The 20,558-nt window shown below is 46.8% G+C and carries 19 protein-coding genes; all 19 read right to left on the reverse strand.

Going from position 1 to position 20,558, the window contains the following annotated elements:
- Nucleotides 1-22 precede the first annotated feature (22 nt).
- The 19 genes from L6I86_RS22615 to L6I86_RS22705 all read right to left on the reverse strand — a co-directional run bounded on the left by L6I86_RS22615 (nt 23) and on the right by L6I86_RS22705 (nt 20,546).
- On the reverse strand, nt 23-1,204 hold the full coding sequence (locus L6I86_RS22615) for a hypothetical protein (RefSeq protein ID WP_236290697.1): 1,182 nt from the start codon (nt 1,202-1,204) through the stop codon (nt 23-25).
- 152 nt (nt 1,205-1,356) lie between these two features.
- Nucleotides 1,357-2,226, reverse strand: a complete 870-nt coding sequence (locus tag L6I86_RS22620; RefSeq protein WP_236290698.1) for a carbohydrate ABC transporter permease — start codon at nt 2,224-2,226, stop codon at nt 1,357-1,359.
- Nucleotides 2,223-3,110, reverse strand: coding sequence for an ABC transporter permease (locus tag L6I86_RS22625; RefSeq protein WP_236290699.1), 888 nt, complete (start codon nt 3,108-3,110; stop codon nt 2,223-2,225). The genes L6I86_RS22620 and L6I86_RS22625 overlap by 4 nt, the downstream gene beginning before the upstream one ends.
- Before the next feature lie 34 nt (nt 3,111-3,144).
- Nucleotides 3,145-4,680, reverse strand: coding sequence for a type 2 periplasmic-binding domain-containing protein (locus L6I86_RS22630; RefSeq protein WP_236290700.1), 1,536 nt, complete (start codon nt 4,678-4,680; stop codon nt 3,145-3,147).
- Between the two features lie 55 nt (nt 4,681-4,735).
- Entirely contained in the window at nt 4,736-6,202 is a 1,467-nt protein-coding gene (locus L6I86_RS22635) for a sulfatase family protein (protein WP_236290701.1), read from the reverse strand.
- A gap of 44 nt (nt 6,203-6,246) precedes the next feature.
- Nucleotides 6,247-7,008: a sugar phosphate isomerase/epimerase family protein gene (locus L6I86_RS22640; RefSeq protein ID WP_236290702.1), complete on the reverse strand. Its 762-nt coding sequence runs from the start codon at nt 7,006-7,008 to the stop codon at nt 6,247-6,249.
- 4 nt (nt 7,009-7,012) lie between these two features.
- Complete coding sequence (locus L6I86_RS22645) at nt 7,013-8,092, reverse strand: Gfo/Idh/MocA family protein (protein ID WP_236290703.1); 1,080 nt, start codon at nt 8,090-8,092, stop codon at nt 7,013-7,015.
- A 129-nt stretch (nt 8,093-8,221) separates the two neighbouring features.
- Entirely contained in the window at nt 8,222-9,082 is an 861-nt protein-coding gene (locus L6I86_RS22650) for an AraC family transcriptional regulator (protein WP_236290704.1), read from the reverse strand.
- A 29-nt stretch (nt 9,083-9,111) separates the two neighbouring features.
- Entirely contained in the window at nt 9,112-10,464 is a 1,353-nt protein-coding gene (locus tag L6I86_RS22655; protein WP_236290705.1) for a sulfatase family protein, read from the reverse strand.
- 16 nt (nt 10,465-10,480) lie between these two features.
- Nucleotides 10,481-11,836, reverse strand: a complete 1,356-nt coding sequence (locus L6I86_RS22660; RefSeq protein WP_236290706.1) for a sulfatase family protein — start codon at nt 11,834-11,836, stop codon at nt 10,481-10,483.
- 49 nt (nt 11,837-11,885) lie between these two features.
- The gene (locus tag L6I86_RS22665; protein WP_236290707.1) at nt 11,886-13,412 is read right to left on the reverse strand and encodes a sulfatase family protein; all 1,527 of its coding nucleotides are present in this window, start codon (nt 13,410-13,412) and stop codon (nt 11,886-11,888) included.
- A gap of 7 nt (nt 13,413-13,419) precedes the next feature.
- A complete protein-coding gene (locus tag L6I86_RS22670; protein WP_236290708.1) occupies nt 13,420-14,937 on the reverse strand; it encodes an ABC transporter substrate-binding protein in 1,518 nt (505 codons plus the stop codon).
- A gap of 42 nt (nt 14,938-14,979) precedes the next feature.
- Entirely contained in the window at nt 14,980-15,816 is an 837-nt protein-coding gene (locus tag L6I86_RS22675) for a carbohydrate ABC transporter permease (protein WP_236290709.1), read from the reverse strand.
- Nucleotides 15,817-15,828: 12 nt separating this feature from the next.
- The gene (locus tag L6I86_RS22680; protein WP_236290710.1) at nt 15,829-16,785 is read right to left on the reverse strand and encodes a carbohydrate ABC transporter permease; all 957 of its coding nucleotides are present in this window, start codon (nt 16,783-16,785) and stop codon (nt 15,829-15,831) included.
- Nucleotides 16,786-16,820: 35 nt separating this feature from the next.
- A complete protein-coding gene (locus L6I86_RS22685; protein ID WP_420851916.1) occupies nt 16,821-17,813 on the reverse strand; it encodes a formylglycine-generating enzyme family protein in 993 nt (330 codons plus the stop codon).
- A 466-nt stretch (nt 17,814-18,279) separates the two neighbouring features.
- A complete protein-coding gene (locus L6I86_RS22690; protein ID WP_236290711.1) occupies nt 18,280-18,441 on the reverse strand; it encodes an AAA family ATPase in 162 nt (53 codons plus the stop codon).
- Between the two features lie 23 nt (nt 18,442-18,464).
- Nucleotides 18,465-18,722: a hypothetical protein gene (locus tag L6I86_RS22695; protein ID WP_236290712.1), complete on the reverse strand. Its 258-nt coding sequence runs from the start codon at nt 18,720-18,722 to the stop codon at nt 18,465-18,467.
- A 483-nt stretch (nt 18,723-19,205) separates the two neighbouring features.
- Nucleotides 19,206-19,997: a Nif3-like dinuclear metal center hexameric protein gene (locus L6I86_RS22700; protein WP_236290713.1), complete on the reverse strand. Its 792-nt coding sequence runs from the start codon at nt 19,995-19,997 to the stop codon at nt 19,206-19,208.
- A gap of 33 nt (nt 19,998-20,030) precedes the next feature.
- Nucleotides 20,031-20,546 (reverse strand): DUF402 domain-containing protein, encoded by a 516-nt coding sequence (locus L6I86_RS22705; protein WP_236290714.1) that lies wholly within the window; start codon nt 20,544-20,546, stop codon nt 20,031-20,033.
- Between the last annotated feature and the right edge of the window lie 12 nt (nt 20,547-20,558).

Here is a 20,558-nt window from a genome sequence, read left to right on the forward strand (position 1 = left end):
GCATAGAGGAAGAGTGCAAGCTTTATTGATAAGCTGTGGGAAGCGTCTGGTACAATCCGCCTGCCTTGTCTGTCAAGGTTACTTTCGTTTTCAAAAAGTTAACCACATCGTTGATTCGTTTCGCGTTATATAACCAGTAAATGTAATTCAAATTCAATTTGTCGTGACCAAAGGTATACAAATCGCTGATATTCGCAGGGATCGTTTTGGCATCGTCTTGAAAATAATCCGCAGATTGTACGGCCGTACCGAGAGGTACGATGCCTGCTAGTGTCTGTCCTTGAACGCTGCTGTAATTCCATGCATTCGCATAATAGGAATAGGCTCCAGGTGCGGTATTGGTTCCGATTAAAGAGCTATTGATGGCAGAGTAGGCTTTGATATCCGGTCCTCCCGAGCCAACCCCGTTCGTACGTTCTGCTGCAATAATTCCGCTCAAACTCTGTTGGGGAAAGTTGGTGAATTGGATCGTTACCGTATTCGGGAATGCGGCTTTGAGCGCGACAATTTCGTCGCTGATCGCACTGGCATACACGGTGTAACTAAAGGCAGGCGATATACTTTGGCTGTTAATATTATCTGGTTGCTGGGACTGCGCCGTTTCGGATAAAATGACCGATTCCAAGTGGTTATTCCCGTTAAAACTCGTCCCAAGTGCTGCATACAGCGCTTTGATCCGATCGCGTACATGGTCGTTCCAACGTATAGGGTTATAGGACCCCGTTGCTGTCTCATACACCCCACCGCCATAATAGCTGCCTTGAATATACGCGGGAGTGGCTGATTCCCCTTCACCAAATGCTTTGGTTTGAAGCTGGATCACCAGCTTGGAAGGAACCGCAACGCCATTCGTGTCGGTCAAATTGGCTAAGTGATCTAGATCATCTTCAATTTCGGAAAAATCATAGATGAATTGTCCGGGTTGAGAAGGATTAGGAATCTCAAGCTCATTCCAACTGTATTTTTTTTGAATACCTCTGAAAATCGGTGTGCCGTCAGGGCTTCTCTGAGTTAGCCAAGTATCATATTCCCCATTACTGATCGACAACTTATCGTTAGTTAGTAGATAATGCCCTGGATTCCAGTTGGTTAGATTGACTGTGGCGTGGGCGGTATTTGTTTGAACTAGCGAAATCCCTCCTAAAGTTAACGTAATGGCAGTAAGGCTAGCAAATACAGTCGACAACATCCTTTTCTTGTTCATTCCCTTCACCTCTTCAGTTTATTACCAGTATTACAACTATTCATAGTCGCTTACTTGGTTTTAAACATCATAACTTTTTTTATGCAAAGAGTGGATAGCAAAACTGCGGGTCCAGCTTTAGCATTTTGTCTAATAAAATGATTTGGGAAGTTTCACTCCTTTATCGATCCAATCAACGCACCTTTGGCAAAGTATTTTTGCAGAAAAGGATAAACCGCCACAATAGGTAACATAGCCACCAGAATCGCCGCCATTTTTACATTGTTCCCAATCGACGTTGCCATTTCCCCTTCGAGGGAAGCTTGAGATCCTACATCAGCCGTTCCTCCCACCACCATTTGGCGCAACAACACCTGGATCGGCCATTTGTTCGCATCGCTAAGATAAATCACCGCAGCAAAAAATTCATTCCAGTGATGAACCATAAAGAACAATGAGAAGGTCGCTACAATCGGTTTGGACAGCGGCAAGACGATCGAAAATAAAATACGTATCTCTCCAGCCCCGTCGATTCGTGCGGCTTCATCCAAGCTTGCCGGTAAATTTTGAAAGAAGGTCTTCATCACGAGAACTGTAAACGCATTAGTGGCTCCCGGCAGCAATAAAGCCCAATACGTATTAATCAATCCAAGCGACTTGATCAATAAATAGTGTGGGATCAGCCCTCCACCGAACAGCATCGTTATGAAAACAAACATCAGCATAACTTGGCGTCCTGGCAGATTTTTCTTGGACAACGCATATGAGAGTGTTATGGAAACGAACAAATTAATGAGCGTGCCAACTACAGAGATATATACCGAGTTGCTTAACGACCGCACGAAGCGGTTCGTAGAAAACAAGTAGCGGTATGCGTCCAGCATGACATGTTTGGGTATGATATAAAAATGACCGCCAGCTGATTCCATAGCCGAACTGAAAGATACCGCCAACATATACAGAAATGGAATCACAACTACCAAACTGAGCAAGAGGAACATGCCGGCATTGCACACATCAAAGAGGGAGGTTTGTCTTCTCAAAATATCCCCTCCTCCCCCATCGATTTGGCAGCTTTGTTAGCCAATAAAACTAGAATTAAACCAACGATTGATTTAAACAGACCTGCTGCGGTTGCAAAGCTGTAATTCCCGCCCAGCAGTCCGACACGATAGACATACAGATCGAATACATCGGATACATCCAGATTCATAGCGTTTGACATTAGAAGAATTTGCATGAAGTTCGAATCCAGCGAATGTCCGAGTCGAAGCAGAAGCAGTACCACGATCGTGCTGCGAATACCCGGCAGTGTAATATGCCATATGCGACGCCATCGTCCCGCTCCATCTACTTTAGCAGCTTCGAATAATTCAGGATTTACCCCTGCCATCGCCGCAAGAAAGATGATCGTCCCCCAACCTAGATCCTTCCATATATGCTGCAGCACCATCATGGAACGAAACCACTCATTGCTGACGAGAAAAGGAATGGGTTCTCCTCCACTTACATAATGGTTGATTACACCGGAAGGCCCGAAGAACACCAGCGTTATTCCCGCAATAATAACCCAGGAGATGAAATGCGGCAGGTACAAAATCGTTTGTATAAGCCGCTTATATAACATCCAATGAAGCTCATATAGCATAAGGGCGACAAATAATACGAACGGAAAATAAAAGAATAAATTATATAAACTGAGGAAGAGCGTATTTTTCAGCAAAAGAGGAAAATCCTCATGGGTCAGAAAGTTACGAAAGTGTTCGAAACCGACCCACTCACTTTTGAATATTCCCAAGAAAGGGCTGTAATCCTGAAAGGCAATCCATACCCCCCACATAGGAAAGTAATGAAATACTAAGAAATAGATGATGCCCGGAGCGGCCAACAAATAGAGCCATGCATTGCTTCTCCACTTTACTGCCATTCGCCTATACCTCTCTTTGTCTGTGTTGGCATAGCTATTGTTGGTAAAGCTCCAGTAGTTCCTTGCCAATCTGATTACCATTCGTCTGCTGCCAAGCGGTTATTTCTTTCTGCACAGCATCCCATCCAGCTTGCCCTGTCACATATTTCAAGCCGAGCGCATCGACTTTCTTCTCATGATCGGGATTCTTCTGCTCGGTAGGCGAGATTAACCCAGAGAACGTATCCAGCACGCCGATGTTTTTAAAGCTGTCCAGAATACTACGTTGCAGCTTGTTTACCTGCGGGTCAGTTGAGTTGGCATAGTTATAAGGGTCTAACGGCCATTCCAGCAAGAAGGTCGAAGGCTTCTCCTTCTCACCAAGCTTCTCTTGTTCAGATGTCCTACTAACAATCCCATCTTTAATATCAGTGGAATGAACGCCTTGAATCCCACCATTGCGATAATACTCGTATTCCGGTGAAGCCTGAGCATTCAGAAATTCTACGATGCGCTCCGCTTTCTCCTTGGCTACAGTAGAAGGAATCACCCAAGATCCGAAAAAGCCCAAACTTTGATTCACGCCTTTTTTCCCAGTGGCGCCTTCAATAGCAGGCAGAACAACCATTTCAGCCTTCGGATCTACCTTCTTGAGCTTGTCGTAGTTGCTGCTGCCTAGCAAACCTACATGGTAGACAAGTGCCCCTGCTTCGCCAGCAAGAAACTTATCTTTATTTTGTTGATTCTTGAGCAGAGCAGCGTCTTTATTGAACAGCTTCTCGTTCCATGCTAGTTTCAACCAGTCCAAATAATCTTTATATTCCTGAGTCTCTATAGCGTATACAGCTTTACCGTTTTCAACCTTGTAGTTATTGGGCATACCAAATGCAAATTTAATCGGTGCCATTCCGCCAAAAATAGACTTAGCATCATCGTTTTGAGCAGCAAAAGTGACGAAGGGAATCGTTTTCCCTCCACCTACCGGATCTTTATCGCGGAATACTCTTAGGGCATTCGTCAGCTCATCTATGGTTTTCGGTACGCTTAGGCCATAGCGATCAAGCCAATCCTTACGCATAATCACGTTAGCTGATCCGTTGCCATAAGCGTATTGGGGTCTAGGAATGGCATAAATTTTTTGATTAACACTGGAAGCTTTCCATGCCGTTTCGGGAATGTTTTGCTCCAAATTCTTTTTCCCTTTGACCAAGGATGTCAGATCGTAGAAGGCTCCTTGTCTTGCCAACTTCTCAAACTTAGGATCCTTAATACCTGATTTCAAAAGAATCAAGTCATACTGGTCCAAGCTCGCCATCGTGACATTCAGTTTCTCGTCATAGGTCGCAGCCGGCACCAATTCCATGGAAAGCTTCACATTGCTTTTCTTCTCAATATAGTCCTTAGCCTGGTTGCCTTCCATCGGAGGCTGGTCCTCATAATGGATGGTCATCACCTTGATCGCTAAAGGTTCTTGTGCACTTGTAATTGCTGTAGCGGCTGGCTTCTCCTTGCTTCCACTGCTGCACCCCGTCAAAGCTCCTATCCCTACTGCGAAGGTTAATCCCAACTTCAACCATGTGTTCGTTCTCATCTTGATACTCCTCTCGCATCTCTATTCATTCCGTACGTGACGTTGCAGGCTGCCCTTATACTGTTTTTCCTATAGCGCACGCTGGTCCCCATTCTGCTAAAGCCACCGTAGGGTACTGGTTAAAAATAACATCCCCTGCGTCAGCGGCTTCTCTCCACATTGCCATAAACAATGATCGTTTGATTTTCTCCATCTCTGGTACATCCGCCAAATTACAAAGCTCGTAAGGATCCTCCTGAAGATCGTACAACTCATCGACATCCGTGGGATTATATACCAGCTTATACCGTTCCGTCCGAACGATCCGCTGCATGTAGTAAACTTCTACACCGTTACACTGCGTAAATAAAGCTTTTCTCCACGTTCCTGGCTCTGGCTCCTCGCCTGCAAACCATTTCGTCAGACTGAATCCCTTCATATCTAAGGGAATATCCTTGTTCGCCTCTGCTACCTCTAGAAAGGTCGGAGCAAAATCCATAATGCTTGTCAATGCATCAACCTCTCTCCCCGGCTGTGCTATTCCGTTTGGCCAGCGAAGTACGCAAGGCAGTCTGTACGTTTCCTCAAACGGACTGATACCTTTTAAATACAAGCCGTGAGCTCCAGCATTGTCACCATGATCCGATAGGAAAACTACCAGTGTATCATTCGCTTGACCGGTTCGCTCCAAAGCCCCGAGCACTTCGCCAAGCAGATCGTCGATCATGGTGCAGTAGCCCCAGTAATAAGCAATGGACTCCTTGACCTCTTCCTCCGATAGTTGATCCCAAACCTTGCGCATCCTCTTGTATATCCCTGGCTTGTTTTGAAGGGAATCATAGTAATTCGGCGGGAGCGGAATAAGTGATGAATCGTACAACCGCGCATACTTTTCGGGGATTTGAAAAGGATCATGAGGCCCAGTAACCCCCACATACATGCACCAGGGTGTTTCGTCTTTTGTTAATTTCTCCAACTGTTCCACCGCACTTTGTACCACCCGGTAGTCTCTCGTATTCTCGTATTCCACTTTCGAAGTGCCATACAGCTTGTAATTGCCCCAACCTGGCCGTACAATTTCTCCTGGCTGCCTCGGTTCGATCTGGACATTACGATTTATTTCCTGCCAGCCTTCTATGGTGATGCCCATCACCGCATCCTGTCCCGCTGTGACGAGAAGTTCTTCCCAACCTCGATCTACAGGATTTTCTTCCGCAGAAACATGCCATTTCCCAGAAAAATAGAGCTGGTATCCTGCGGACTTAAGCCCCTCTGAGAATGTGGTGACACCTGGGTAAAGTCCACGGCGCAATGCTGCAGCATTACTCACATTGTTGTAGACGCCATGCTGCGAAGGATATTTGCCTGTCATGAAAGAGGCTCGGGAAGGACAGCAGTGTGTCATCGTCGTATAGACCTGCGTGAACGTAATGCCATTATCCGCCAGCGCTCTAACATTCGGCATCTGACAAGGATGATCTCTGGCAATAACCCCCGCCTGCTGTTGGTCCGTCATAAAGATCAAAATATTCGGTTTGCTCACAAGTGCCCCCCCTTTCCACTAAATGCACATGAGAATAGTCGGATTTATGATTTCAATTCTGAAAGGTACATCAGCTGGGTATAGCTAATAGCTACGCTGTCCATTGCCGATCCCTCGCATTGATCCTGCTCGACTACATACCATTCTATACCGTGCTGCTCGCCCCATAAGAGAATAGTCTTGAAATCAATAATACCTGTTCCAATTTCTGTGAATGTTGGATTGTCTCCCTGAGTCATATCTTTTAGATGAATGTAGGGCATGCGATAGGGGTACATCTTGATTAATGAATAAGGGTCAATCCCACTCTTCTTCACCCAATACACATCCGGTTCTGCATAAATATCGCTGCCGTCCGTCGTATCATACATAAAAGAAAGAGCAGAGTTGCCATTTATTCTCGTCTCAAACTCATAAGCGTGGTTATGGTAATGGATACGAATCCCTTGTTCCTTTACTTTACGAGCAATTTCATTTAAGACTCCTTTAGCCTCCCTAAATCCCTGTTCATTACGCAATCTTGGAGGCAGCGCCGGGCAAATGAGGTCGCGTGTCTTGAAAATCTCAGCCTCACGTAAAACGTTGTCCAGCTGATTGTTAAGCCGCTCGTAACCGACATGCATACCAGCTGTACGAAGACCTGTCTCCGTTATAACAGCAGCAATTTCATGCGGATCATGATTGTACAACTGTGCGATCTGGACACCTGCCCAACCCATAGCCGCCAATTCCCGTAGCACACCTGCAAAATCATGCTCAAACTCTTTCCGTACTGTGTGTAGTTGAATGGCAAATTTCTGTTTCAAGGAATTATTCCCTCTCCTCGTCCAACCTGACTTCTCTGCCTGTTCGGGCTGATTCATACAAGGCGCATAATATACGGATCATATCGACGCCGTGCTCAGGCCGTATTATAGGCTCTGCTCTATCTTGGAGCACATCGATAAAATGATGGAGATGCTTTGCATGATTCCCGCCTGTCTTAGCCTTGGATAAATCAGGAGTCGTTGTACACATGGTGTCCGCTATTTCTGAGAATAACTTCACTTCTCCTTTGCGCAGTGAAAACCCCGCCTTAGTTCCGCGCAGCTCGACAAAGGATTCCTCCTGCTCTACATTTGAAGCCCAGCTGAATTCGAGCTGCAGCGTCGCTCCACTATCAAAGCGAATATACCCAGACGACAAATCTTCCACATCATAGACGCCATCCTCCAGCTTTTCGCCATAACCGCTATGAATGGAATCCGACAAGGAAGATTCCGCAAACTTGGCATAAGTTGCACCTACAACGCTGACTGGCTTCGGATTACCCATTAACCAAATAGCGACATCGATGAAATGTACGCCTAAATCGATGAGTGGCCCACCGCCGGATATCTCTCGTGTCGTGAACCATCCTCCTTTGCCGGGTATTCCGCGCCTTCGCAGCCACCCGCAACGCCCTGTGTATGCTTCGCCCAACAGCCCTTGATCAATGAACCGTTTAAGGAACTGTACGCCTGGAGCAAAGCGATTATTACGCATAGCCATGAGATGCTTGCCTGAATGGCTGGCAGCCTCCGCCATTCGCAGTGCTCCTTCCACATCAATGGCATCCGGCTTCTCTGTAAACACATGTTTACCCTTATTTAAAGCGTCAACCGCAATGATTGCGTGAAACGCATTCGGTGTGCAGATATCGATAAAGTCTAGATCCTCCTGTTTGAGAAGCTCCCGATAGTCGGTATAGACACTGGGTACATGAAACTCTAATGCCGAGTGTTTTGCTTTTTCATAGACAATATCACAAAGAGCGGCAATTTCCACTTCAGGATGATTACGGTAGGCCTCCAGATGAATAGCAGCTATATTGCCGATTCCAATCACGCCAACTTTCAATTTCTTCCTCATACCGAATCCCCCAATCCCTACAAAATGTTAAAAACAAAGTAAATTACTTGGTATTTCAAATACCAGTGTAACGGAACTATGTTCGAATGGTAAATGTCATTTTGATTGCCACGTTTATCAATTTGTCTCCTACAAATTCGTTGCGCCTGTTTGATATTGTGTGGGCGACATCCCGAAATATTTACTGAACGCCCGGGAAAAAGAGTATACGTCCGGATACCCAATTGATAACGCGATATCCGTAACCTTGAACTCTCTGTCTTTTAGTAGTTCTATACTTTTCTCCATCCGCAGCTTAATTAAATACTGCATGGGGCTGAAACCGAGCAGGCGGATGCACTCCTGATACAAATGGGAGCGATGTACGCCAGCAACGTTTGCAACATGGGTAACAGCGATGCCTTCCATGTAGTGGGTGTCCATGTATTGTTTGCACCGCTCCAGCCAGTCGATATTCTCTAGGTTTCTCGTCTGCTCCTCTGTCTTACCCATTAACGACTCGAACAGCTGATACAGCTTCAGTTGCAACAATACCTCGTCATACGCGATACGATCCCGCAGCATGCTGTGAATGCGGTTCATGATCTGCGAATGCTCCGGCATCCATCGATGGTTGACATACGGCTTCTCCCTGCTTAAGCCGATTCGATTAAGAAAGAGCTCCGCTTGATTGCCTTGGAAAGCCAGCCAATACATCCGAAGCTGTTGCACATCCTTGGCGTCGGCCAGTTGGTAGCTATACCGAAGCCCGGGGTACAGACAGAAAAGATCGCCTTTACGCAGGTGAACGGTTTCGTTGCCATGCACAAGCGAAACCGTACCACAAATCACAGCATGCAATGAATAGCACTCGATTACTTTAGGGCCAATTTGGTAATTTGATTTGGCCCTGTTTTGCCCAGCTCTTATGATCCATAAACCTCCGTTTTTCTCGAATTCGGAAGGCGTATGGTACAGGTATTCGGCATATTCGTGGCCATATTCTTTCATCTGCTCCCCTCCTTCGTTCTGAATGATCTCTATGTTAGATAGCTTGCTAGCAGCTCAATCTGTTTCTCTTGGAACCGATGCGCTCTCTCATCTTCCGCTTCCGGCGAGCATATTCGCCGGAGCTCCGCATCAAGCTCTGCCGCCTTTTCTGGATATTGCTCATACACATTACATAGTTCATCTGGGTCAGTATCTAGACGGAACAGCTGATTCGGCGCTTCTATGTAATAGATAAGCTTCCAGTATCCTTTGCGTATCATGTAGGCGCCCGCACGAGTTCCATGACCATGGTATTCGGAAAATACGACACGTTCGGGGTCCTCCAGAGCGATTTGCTGCAGCGGGCTTCCTGCCCACTCCATAGGTCTTGTTACACCTGCAGCGTGGAACATGGATGCCTGCACGTCGTGCAAATCGACGGGTGTCGTTACCCGCACGCCCTGCGCAAACCCCGGCCCTGCCCCTATGCATGGAATACGTACGGAGTCTTCGTATAAGGAGCATTTCCACCACATCCCGAATTTGCCCAGCATTTCGCCATGATCTGAGGTATAGATGACCTGCGTGCTTTCTGCTAACGCACCTGCATCCACTGCATCTAGCAACCTTCCAAGCTGATCATCTATAAACGCGACGTTACCTGCATAACCGCGTCGCAGTCCGCGTGTTTGCTCCTCTGTAAACAAGTCTGCTTCGAAATGATCGCGCAGATCCTTCGCATACGGATGATTGGCACTCTCCTCATTGACGCCGTACCGAGGTAGATCAGCAGCTTCCGGATACAGATCCCAATAAGCTTGTGTATTCCATTGAGGGAAATGCGGATTAATTAAATTAATCGTCAAATTCCATGGTTTGGTAAGGGAAGGAGCGACATTCGTCAACCACTCCAGTGCCGCGTCCATAATCTTTACATCAGAGTAAAAAGCTTCATCTTTAACACCATAGCCGTTCGCCCTTTGGGCTGCCCCTTTACGGATGGCAAGCGGTCTGCGATGAAAATTGACATCTCCCGGCTGTTGCCGCTCCTTCGTATAATGAAGCTCCGAAAAACCCAAGCGCTCAATATCGTCATAAACATCCGATTTACCGAAATAGACCGTGTGAACGCCTTGCTCTCCCAGCACTTGGCCATAGGAATGAGCATCCGTTGGCAAAGCAAGATTGCAATTGCTATAGTTTTGGAGCTCATGTACTCTCTTGCCCGTAAAAAAAGCGCTGCGGCTTGGGCTGCAAAGAGGGGAGGGGCAATACGCATTCTCATAAACCGTGCCTCTGCTTGCAAGCCGTTCCATATTCGGTGTACGAAGAAACGGATGTCCGTATACGGAAGAGTAAAAAGGGTTATGTTCATCTGACAAGATAAGGATGGAATTGCTCATATCTGTTCTCCTTTCTCTACACACGTGATTCGGATTCTGACACGCGTCGCTGTCCACTCCGTTTGCTTTGCGCTTCTACAATTTCAGCTTTCGGTTCGCCCGTCGCTTCCATTCTTCGGAGTAGTCGCTCTCTCAGAATAGCTGTGACATCGCGATGTGATTCAAACCCGATCAGGTTCGTCAGTTCATAAGGATCTGCTTGAAGATCGTATAAGAATTCTTCACTGTAGGAATCGGCGGTTGGTACATCACCAATCGGATCTTTGGCCGATACAGAGTATTTCCATCGGGAAGTTCGAATCGCTCTTCCAATCTGCGCCTCGCTAATCTGCACATAAACATCATCGGGCCAACTCGCTGTCTCCCGACGTAATACAGGGAGAATTGATCTTCCCTGCATCGCCTCCGGCACCGATATGCCCGCTGCATCAAGCAGCGTAGGAGGCAGATCGATCAAGCTGACAAGCTCTCGAATTTGCCCCCTACTGTCAAAGCCCGGGCCAATCACCGCTGTCGGCACACGGATGGAGCTTTCATGGCACGACCTCTTGTACTCGCTGTTACGTGTTTTGAAATGGCAGGCGTGATCGGAAGTAAACAAGATGATCGTATTTTCAGCAATTCCCAAGCTTTTGACGGCATCGAACAATCGTCCAAGCGCTTCATCAAGCCGCTTCACCATCCCGTAATAGCCGCCCAAATGCTGCGCGCTTGTTCCGCCTAGCGCAGCTAGATCAGGAGGAGTCCATCTCCCCGTATAAGCTTCTTGGTAAATGTCAGGCGACGGATAGTCGTCCCGATGATTTTGATGATGTGGCTCCAGGAATGAAAGGAACAAAAAGAAGGGATTCTCCTTTTCCTGATCGATGTACCGAATCGCTGCGTCTGTCAATGCATCAACTCGGTAACCAGGCAGCTTTACTCGTTCATTCTCATTATTGAACAGAACCGCATCATAGGAATCCGATGTCATTTCCAAGGCGTTCGCCGCTAGCCAATACTCGTAACCGCCCCGTCCCCGCTCCGTAACTGGATTCTCGCCGGCGAGATGCCACTTTCCTATATATCCGGTTTTGTATCCAGCGTCTCGGAAATAATGCGCCATGGTCTGGGTTCCTTCCGGCAGCGGAATTGAATTGCGGTGACAGCCCGTCGTCGTCGGATACAAGCCCGTCTGAAACACCGATCGCGCCGGGCCGCAAACTGGCTGACAAGTAAACGAGTTGTACAAATGCGTGCCCCGTGCAGCCATTCGGTCGAAATTGGGCGTAAGTCCAAGCGGATTACCGTGAACCCCAGTCGTATCCCAACGCTGTTGATCAGTAAAGAATACGATAACATTCGGTTGTGAAGCTTTTTGTCCGTTTGCCATATACATTCATCTCCTTCTTTTTCACTGCCAAATAGAAAATATTCTCTCGTCAAGCATTGGCGATTCTAGGCATCCAAGTCGGTTCTTTCCCCAGCTCCGCCCATGCATACCGCAGCAGCAGCTTAGACTTCAAAGCTTCGTGCTCCGACTCATCCCATAGGTTCCGCACTTCCTCCGGATCCTCCTCAAGATCAAATAGCTCGCCATATGAATGATTGTAGTAAATCGTGAGTTTGTAACGTTCATTAACGTATGTTTTCAAATGAATGGTCGTCGGTTCATGGTGATTCTCACACAGGATATGGTCACGCGCTGCCTCTTGTCTCCCGTTCCAAACCTCCCGTTGGTCTTTCCCCGTCATGGAGGAAGGAATTGGCAAGCCTGCATAGCTTAGCAGGGTCGGTGCATAGTCAACGAGTGATTGCATGGAAGCCGACACGCGTCCTTCCGGGACATGACCGGGGTAACGAACGATCATCGGAACACGAATGAGATCCTCATAATGAAATGGCCCTTTGGCGATGAGACCATGATGCCCGAATAAATGGCCGTGATCGGACGTGAATACGACCAACGTATCTTTGGCAAGACCAAGCTGATCCAGCTTATCGAGAATACGTCCAATATATTTATCCATTAAGCTCGTCATCGCGTAGTATACTGCAATGTCCTTACGAAGTTCTTCCTCATTATGGAGGTGAGAACGGAAGCCATGCATTCCGAAACCAGACTCTCGATACGAGGAGAAATCCGGCTTTTCCTCCTGTGCCAAACGGAAATGTGGCGGATTGGCAGCATGCTCTCCTTGCTGCAGCTTCGGAAGCGTTAACTGATTCGGATTGTACATCGTATCCCATGGTTCCGGCACAAGGTAAGGCGGGTGTGGATCGAAGAAGCTAGCCCATATGAAAAATGGCTGATCCGTAGACTGGTACTGTTCAAGTAGTGCATTTGTGCGTTCAGCAATCCAAGTATCATAATGATACTCTTCAGGAATCGCCCATTTGTGAACTTGTTGGGGATCCATCGTGCCTGTCGGCGGCAGAAAATAGTTACGCCAGTCCGTACAGCCTTTTTCCTCCAGCCATAGTGCGTAGTGCTGTCCGGCGTGGGCCTCATTCGTATGATTCCGGGTAAGCTCTACATGCTTAAAGCCGTAATACGATTCGTCGAACTGCCTCCAAAAATCCAAATCCTGAAGCAGCGGATAAGCCTCCAGAGATGGATATTTCTCCGTCGAAGCCAACGGCTGGAAATGCGCCTTCCCAATTAACGCAGTTTCATAGCCCGCTTTCTGAAAATCTTCACCAACCGTATGCACCTTCTCGGAAAGCTTAGTTCCTAGTGTCCATGCGCCATGTTGACTTGGGTATTGCCCTGTAATTAAGGAGCTGCGGGTCGGCGTACACGTGGGATTCGGGCAATAGGCTCTTGTAAACGTTGTTCCTTCCTTGACTAGGCGGTCCAGATTCGGTGTCTTGATTTCCGGTTGAAAAGCTCCGATCGTATTCCAATGCTGTTGGTCACTTGTAATAAGCAATATGTTAGGCTTGCGGCTCACAGAAAGTAGCTCCATTCCGAAATTATTTTTTTATTAGTTGCTTATAATCTTCCGATGAATAATCTTTAACCGCACTCCAATTAGGGAAAGTGAAATCATCTCTGCTCACCTGTACACCTGACGCTTTCACTTTATTCACAGCTTCATCAAGGCCTTTGTTTAATTTTTCATCATAAGCCTTAAGCAATGGTGCCACATCTTTCTCAGCGCCTGTTAGCACAGCTTGCAAGATATCACTGAATGCCGGCTTAATTTTCGGCTGTGAGAGACTTCCGAGGCCCACGATTACCTTAGCGGTTTGCGGGTTTTGAATCGCATAATCCGGCCGAAGCTTCAACTCTTCTTTATGCAGTTTCAGGAACGTTTCGAATTCCGGATACGGATACAGATCCTTATTCTCATTGATCCGGTCAATTGGCGTCAATGCAACGCCACTGTTTAAGTACTTTTCATAAAATAACGGAGAGGCAAAACCTTTCTCAATAAATTCCGCTGCGGCTTTCGCATTTTTCGATTTTGCTGAAATAAGATAGCCGGTTGGGGCCGCCTGCACATAGTAATAGGTTGGCTTGCTGCCGGTAGGCGTCGGTACGGCTGCGAGTCCCAATTTAACATCCGGCGTATCCCTCTTAGCAATCCACATGCGTGCTCGACCATCTATCAGGAAGGCTGCCTTGCCCTGACCGAATAGCACACTCGCTTCTGTGCTTTTTAGAGTAAAGGAAGAGGGCAGTATACTACCGTCTGCTTTAAGCTTTAGCAAGAAATCGAAAGCGTCGAGCGTTGCTTTGGAGCTATATGCGTACTGACCCGTTTTATAATTAAAGCCCTCAGCAGCCTGTGGATCGATGCCTGCGCTCAGTGCGTTCACGAATTTGCCAATGCCCGAGGCGTCACCGCTCTCTCCACCGCCGAATACGATGCCGAATACATCGCCCTTGCCCTTGGCCGTTATCGTGTTTGACATACTGCGCAGCTCATCCCATGTTGTCGGCGGCTTCTGCGGGTCAAGCCCCGCCTTCTCCAGCACATCCTTGTTATAGTACAGGATCGAATTCAACTGCGGGCCCGTGAGCGGCCAAGCGTAGGTTTTTCCATCAATTACGTTGACACCTTCGGCAAAGGATCCGGCAATAAATTGTTTCTTCCACTCCTCAGAAACAAGTCCATCATAGGGAAGCGCCCAACCATTTGCTACAATGGTACGTATATCCGTATTTTGCGGAGCTTGAAAAATATCGGGTAGTTCGTTTGAAGTGGCAGCCGCTTGAACGGCTGAATTGTATTCAGCCCAAGGCATATAGCGGGCTTCCACACGAATGTGCCCTTTGTTTTTCTCATTAAACTCCTTAACCATACGCTGACCTGGACTGTCATCCCCCTTCAAAAAATCACTTCCTCCCCACACCGTGACGACCGCTTCCTGCCCACTTTCCTTCGTTTGTTCCTGACTCCCGACATTATTTCCTGAGCAGCCCGAGAGAGCCACAACACTCCCTAACGCCAACACGCCTAACCCATTCATCCATTTCTTCTTCATGGTAATCCTCCTCTTAATTAAAAGCCGTTTTCTTGGTTATGCTCATCCCTTGATTGCGCCTGAAACCCCTTCGATAAAATAACGCTGCAGCAAAATAAATACAGCCAGGATGGGTAACAAAGATATGCTTGCCGCCGCAGCCATTCCCGTCCAGTCCATCGTATTTTCACCTACGAATTGAAACATGCCTACGCCGAGCGTCCGTAAACCGGGCTTGCTGAGCGTGAAAATGAGTGGCATAAGGAAAGCGTTCCATGTCCACATAAATTGCATGATCGCTGTCGTTGCAATGATAGGCTTTGCCATAGGCAGCATAATGCTCGCAAACGTCCTGATGAAACCGCTGCCGTCGATCTCCGCCGATTCCTCTAACTCCTTGGGAAGTCCACGGAAATAAGCAACGAATAACAAAACAAACAAAATATGTCCGCTGCCGGCCTCGGCCAAAATAACGCCCCAAAGGGAATTGTTCAGTCCGAGAGAATTAACGAGCGAATAAACCGGGATTATTGTATATCCCTTGGGCATGAACATCGTTGCCGTGACAGCCGTTATGAACAATAAGCGTCCCCTGAAACGATAACGCCCAATTGCGTAACCGGTTAGCGCGCACACAGCGAGCACAATGAGCACAACTGAAACCGTAACGATCAGTGTATTCCAGAAATAAACGGAGAAATGTGCCGTCTCCCATGCTCGTTTATAATTTGCAAATTGAAACTTATGCGGCAATAGCGTGATGCCTGAAGTGATATATTCATTATTTGTTTTAAAAGATGCGGCGATCATCCAAATGAACGGATAAATCCAGATGATGCCAATGCCGATCAACAACGTATGCAAAGCGAATAAGGGTACGCGTAGCAGCTTTCTTTTCAAAGTGAGACCCTCCTATAACCGCCCGGACGCTTTACGTCCGCCAGTCCATTTGACAAACAACCCGAGTATGATGGAAATAAGCATGACCACAATACCGTACAACACGCCTGCTGCCGAGGCGAAGCCAACACGGGCTTCCCCATTGCCGGAGAACGCATACCGGTAGATGTACACATCGACCATATCCGTTTTGAAGGCTGGACCGCCGTTCGTCATCGTCTTAACCAGATCAAATACATGGAGCGCATTGACAGCAGACATCAGCACGATAACACTTCCGACCGGCAGCAACAGAGGTATCGTCAAATATCGGAACAATTGCCAAGCAGAAGCTCCATCGATACGGGCCGCTTCGAACAATTCCTTGGGCAGTGCTTGAATCCCCGCTAACCAATACACCAGCTTCATCCCGAAGGTTTTCCAAATCCCGACCAATATGACAATCCCTAGTGCTGTATCAATGGATCCGAGCCAATCCACAGGTCGATCAATCCATCCGAGCCGCAGCAGTACCTCGTTCACCAGACCTTTATAAGCACCGAATGCAAATCGCATCACTAAGCCGACAACCGCTGTGGTCGTTACTACAGGTAAGAAATAAATCGTGCGGTAGAATACCTTCCCTTTGAGCCAGTTTGCATTCAGCAAGAGCGCCATGAGCAGCGCAAGCGGCACTTGAATGACTACCAAACAAACCATAAACACAATACTGTTGCGAAACGCATTCCAAAATATGGGATCAAGAAGGGTCTCCTTGAAATTATCGAAACCCACAAAATCCTGAAGAGGACCGTATCCGTTCCAATGAAAAAAAGCATACACATAGCTCATTACGATAGGGTACACCGTAAATAGCAGAAACAAAGCCAACTGCGGTGCGATAAAAGTCCAGCACCACAGCTCTTTGTGCAATCGATAATGCAGCCATTTCTGCTTCCTTTTTGTCTCTGTTTGAATAACAATTTGCATACCGCTAAACACCTCCTTTGATTTCATTAGTTGCGTTAGGCATCCGCAGCGCAGCGAAACCCCATGTGCCCTGTTGAGCTGTCCGGTGTATTAGAGCTGCGCGCAGCAACTCTGTAACGGTTGCAGTACGACTTATGACACAAATACGAACCTCCACGCATCACTCGGCTACCCCCGGAAGAAGGCCCGCGCGGGTTTCTCCGGATTCTGTCATCAGCTGGCGCTGCTGTGAACCAATCAGAGCACCATTCCCAGACATTACCAACCGTATTGTACAAGCCGAAACCATTCGGTGGGAACGAACGGGCAGGTGCTGTGCCGACATAGCCGTCGGAGGCATGATTTTTATCGGGGAATTTCCCCTGCCACACGTTGCATAGATGCTCTGTACCCGGCTTTAGAAGATCGCCCCAAGGGTAGCGCTTCTGAATTAAGCCTCCGCGAGCCGCATATTCCCACTCCGATTCCGTCGGAAGTCGTTTGCCGGCCCATTTCGCATACTGCGTAGCATCGTGCCATGAGACATGAACGACAGGGTGATCCAACCGTTCTTCTATGGAAGAGCCGTTGCCATCTGGTCGGAACCAGCAAGCCCCGTTCACAGCGAGCCACCATGGTACGTTTGGCACGGGCTTGGCGTCCGTTTCCCTCACCTTGTCGGGGACGAACAAATGAAAGACAAACGACCAGCCAAACCTTTCCGCCTCCGTCACATAGCCGGTTTGCCGGACGAAGTTGGCGAACTGCTCATTCGTGACTGTGCAGGCATCGATATAGTAAGGCGAAAGCTCGATCTTTCGAACGGGTCCTTCCCCGTCATTCGGGAAGCCTTCTGCATCATCGGTGCCCATCAGGAATTCGCCTCCCGGCAAATAAATCAAGCCATCTGCTTGAAACTGTTCCTTCTTGTTACTCCGTGCTAACGATTCCATATGTATGAAATTGATTGTATTTTGCTGAGCAACGGTTGCTTGTTGTTCCTCTGTTCGAGCAGCGGAGCAACAAGTTGGTTTGTTTGTTGTACGCATGAAGCTTCTTCCTTTCTTCCATTGAGAATAAATAAAAAGAGACGTATCTCAAGAACAATTACGTTCATAAGATACGTCTCCGTTAATACGGTCGACTGTGTCGATACTATTTTATTAAAACCAATCAGATTACTCGGTTATCTATTTGTCTAGAATTTTATCTCCGAAGCCATGAATTGTCAACCGTTATTTAGCAATTTGTCACTATTACGGTTATAGAAGTTCGCACACGCTAGACAATCGAAGCATTGTCGCTGACAGTAACGCCGCTATTAAATCCCCGCATAGACAGCAACAACAGTTGGTTATCTCCGCTCGGCCTACTCCCCCACGACCTATTTATTAGTCGGATTCCAAACTAATTTCACTATCCGTGTCATTACATATGAAATAGTCCGAAATAGCCCAACTATATCGCCCCAAAGAACCCTAGCGAAAGGATTTGAGGGTCTCCGCTCTAAGATTTTTACGAATTTTGTTTCTTATCTCGTGTTCCTCCACATACAGCGATAGAATCATAGATATCATCTTTATGCAAAACGGGTAGCTGCAGCTTTTTAGCCAATGCTCTGGATAAGGTCGATTTACCTGTTCCAGCCATCCCTCTAAATAATATGATTTTAGACATATGATTACTCCCTTTTACCACGCTTATAACCGATCCCACGCCATATACAAACATAATCCTGCCAGCACATAAAAAGCACCAGAGATCTTAACTTGCCTTCGGAATTTTATTGCATAGGTGCAAAAAAATATCGCCGCAGCGAGTTTAGCTGCACTTTGGACATTAGTCGAAAACCCAGAACTACTAAACACAATCGCAATTAACAAGGTGGTTAGGACAAGTAGTTTAAACCATAGTGGCTCTTTCAGAAATTGCTTGTACATGAACTTAAAGCGCTGCATAATCGCGATCTCCTTCCTCAATTGCATTCATCCTTGTTAGGAATACCCACTTTCCTAATTATGCCATTATTTTAAACATGAAATCTATAATTACTGCTACTGCTGCTTAAAACTTCCACTCTTACTCTTACTCTTACTCTTACTCTTACTCCTATAAACTGCCTCTGCCCCACGCTACGTCGACCGAATTAAATTAACTGGATTTTATGTAGCTAATTTTGCTGATTCTACTCATTTACAAGCAATAGATGGATTTCATACAGTTAATTTCAGCCAAAAGCTCAATACAACTAATTGTGCTTATATTAACTGTACATTTTCCATCTATTCACTCAATCTCAGGAAATTCGGCAAAATTAACTGCATGTTTTCCATTTATCAGCATATTTCCGCATAAGGGAGGCTCGAGGGTGGATGGCGGGCGGGCCTCACAAAGCAAAAAGAAGCCGCCGCGCAAAGCGACAGGCTTCTTTTTCATCATTCTCAAATCCGCTGTACCGCAAGCGGGCACTCCATGAATGCCACCTGCACCTCAGGAAACGTCTCGCGTAACATCTCCACAACTGTCTGCATGCCTGCTTCTTCACTCTTCTGATGTCCCGTTACGATCAGCGCCTTCGCCAGTCCCATATCCGCGGCATCCCTCACATATTCGTTCGTTTCCCATTCACTCGTCTCGCCAACAATCAGTAAATCGATATCCTGACTTCCGAGGAATTTAATATGAGAACGGCCACCGGACGCTCCTGGCATTAGGCCCATACGCTTCACGGGCAGATCCGGATTCCCGGCTACAAGCATACTTTCTATGCCCAGTTTACTTTTCAGATGAGCAACAAGTGTGCGTACGGTATGCACTTCATCAGAAGGCAATGTAAGCAGCCTCATATTCTCAGAACTTGCATAAGATTCCCATTCTAGCTGCTTCAACATGCCTACCAGAATGCCGTCTGGTTTATAGCTATGTACGTAATCGTGCAAACGAAAAATCGCAATACCTGATTCCTCGATCAGCGCACGCTTCTTTTCATACACTGGATTCCCGCTAAGCCACTCGCCTTCATCCATATGGTTGTAATACGTCGGTTCGTGCGTGATGATGAGATCGACACCTAGTTCGACAGCTTGCTTAATTGCCGCATACGTCGTCATAAATACAACAGCCACTTTTCGAACTTCCGCATCCAACCGTCCGCTTTTCAGTGTATCTACTGTCTTCTCTAGTTGTCCAACGGGTTCAATAAGGCGATCTAGTATCATTTGTACCGTAATCATGATAAATGAAACCTCCCCATAGTTTCGTAATTATTACCTGCATGACCTAGGAATACAATTCATGAACTTTTCGAGATAACCATCAAACGGAAATTCCTTTTTTGCAACCTTTTCCTTTAAAGTCACTAACTCTTGCTCGGCTTGCTGAATCAGATCAACGGGATAACCGAATTGAATCGCATGGGCTGCAAATTCATCTTCATCAACAATCTGCCAGACACCATTTCTTCTCACATAATCTAAATCCAAATCAACAAAAGAAACGGAGTTCCCCTTCATCACTGCCGGCTGATTGATATTACAATAGAACTGTTCTAACCTGCCGTCAACAACTTCAGCACTAACTGTAAACCAAGAATCAAATGAGAAAAATTCAATAGACCAATTATCAATCGTAAATACACTTTGCTTCGTGTAATGATGCAGCTGTCTTCCGTACTCACCTAGAACAACAATATGTGAATCCGTCTTTTCTAATAAGGTTGTTTTCCATTCGTAATGTTGACGATTACCATATTTTAATGCCTGAATTGTGATTTGATTTGCCATTGTTTCATCCTT

This window comes from Paenibacillus allorhizoplanae (assembly GCF_927798215.1).
Classification (GTDB): Bacteria; Bacillota; Bacilli; order Paenibacillales; family NBRC-103111; genus Paenibacillus_E; species Paenibacillus_E allorhizoplanae.